The sequence below is a fragment of the Dryocola clanedunensis genome (assembly GCF_038405435.1).
In the GTDB taxonomy this organism is placed as follows: Bacteria; Pseudomonadota; Gammaproteobacteria; order Enterobacterales; family Enterobacteriaceae; genus Dryocola; species Dryocola clanedunensis_A.
In genome coordinates, this window is sequence record NZ_JBBYHZ010000030.1 from 1,578 (window position 1) to 2,773 (window position 1,196).

General features: G+C 51.2%; 2 protein-coding genes and 1 pseudogene. All 3 read right to left on the bottom strand.

The genetic code is table 11. The features are described from left to right. Positions 1–421 (bottom strand): hypothetical protein (locus AAE045_RS23075; protein ID WP_455549664.1); only part of this gene is annotated, 421 nt, incomplete at its 3' end. Between the two features lie 61 nt (positions 422–482). Beyond that, the gene (locus AAE045_RS23080) at positions 483–836 is read right to left on the bottom strand and encodes a membrane lipoprotein lipid attachment site-containing protein (RefSeq protein ID WP_455549665.1); all 354 of its coding nucleotides are present in this window, start codon (positions 834–836) and stop codon (positions 483–485) included. Between the two features lie 66 nt (positions 837–902). Continuing rightward, positions 903–1,196 (bottom strand): annotated as a pseudogene (locus tag AAE045_RS23085) (tape measure protein); the annotation flags it as partial.

The following is a 1,196-nucleotide window of genomic DNA, read 5'->3' on the forward strand; positions in this document are numbered from 1 at the left end:
TCGGCGGCGGCAGCTCAACAATAATGTCGGCGTAGTCATCATCCGAGTTTTTCAGCTCCCTGGTGACCACGTCGCCAGTCCATGTGAAAACCGATCCGCTTTGACTCCACGTTGGCCTGGCAGTGAAATGAAGCTCCTGCATTTCAGGGTCACCGGATGCGCCAGACCCAATACCAACTGGCATCAAAAACCACTGATTAGACTTATCAAGATAGTTTGGGCTTCTTTCCCACTGCAGAAATGCGCGGTGCTCAGCCAGCGTGAATATCCATGTCAGCGAGAAACCGGTTTTAGTGTCATCGGTTAGTTTCTGGAATATTGGCGCGCCAACTTGCGGAAGGTCAGTGCGAAAGCCAGCATCTGGCTTGGGTGTTTTCGACTTCTGGGCCAGCGGGAGCCAGTCCGGGTAAGCAATTGCCATTTACCGTTCTCCGGGCATAAAAAAACCCCGCCGGAGCGAGGTCTATTGATGGTTGTTTGTTTTATTTGTACTGAGTTTTGCCTGGGTTGGTAAGGGCATGGTTAACCACAACGCCATCGCGCATCAGCACCTCAAGCGTCTTCTTGGTAACATCAACCTTTGGCTTCATGCTGAACACGCGCACAGCGGCGTTAGAGGTCACGTATTCGTAAACCCACTTCACCTCATGATCGCTAACCACATCCTTTTTAATTGGTTCACCGAGCAATCTCAGCATGTCAGCTTCGGTTGTTTTACCGGAAACAATCTGGGATGACTTGGTTTCGTCGAAATCCTTTCCTGCGTGAGCGGTGCTGCGATAAACGCAACCAGACAGCATCGTGGTAATGACCAGCGCCAGCAAAACCTTCTTCATATCCATATCCCGTTATTAATATTTTCCCAAATGGTATCAAAGAGATTGCGCAAGGTAACGCAATAACTAGCCTCGCGCTTTTCTCGGTGCCTGGTGATACTGCTCAATGGCCTGACTCGCTGGGCCGCCGTTGCTAATGTCATAAACGAACGCATCAACTGTCCACCCACCTTTACCATCAGGCGTGGCCTGCGCGTCCACGTTTGAACTGGTGTAGTTATTGATGTTTACAACAACGCCACCACCTCCACCGCTTCCGCTCTGCATATCCTTGTTGCTGATGACCTTGCCGTTATCGCCGGGGATCATGAATTGCTTCCCGCTGCTGGCCTGGTAGATTTCAGGCATACCGCCCTCACC

Excerpts from the sequence above, each read along its gene's own strand:
- AAE045_RS23080 (WP_455549665.1), bottom strand. The coding sequence starts at position 836 with ATGAAGAAGGTTTTGCTGGCGCTGGTCATTACCACGATGCTGTCTGGT.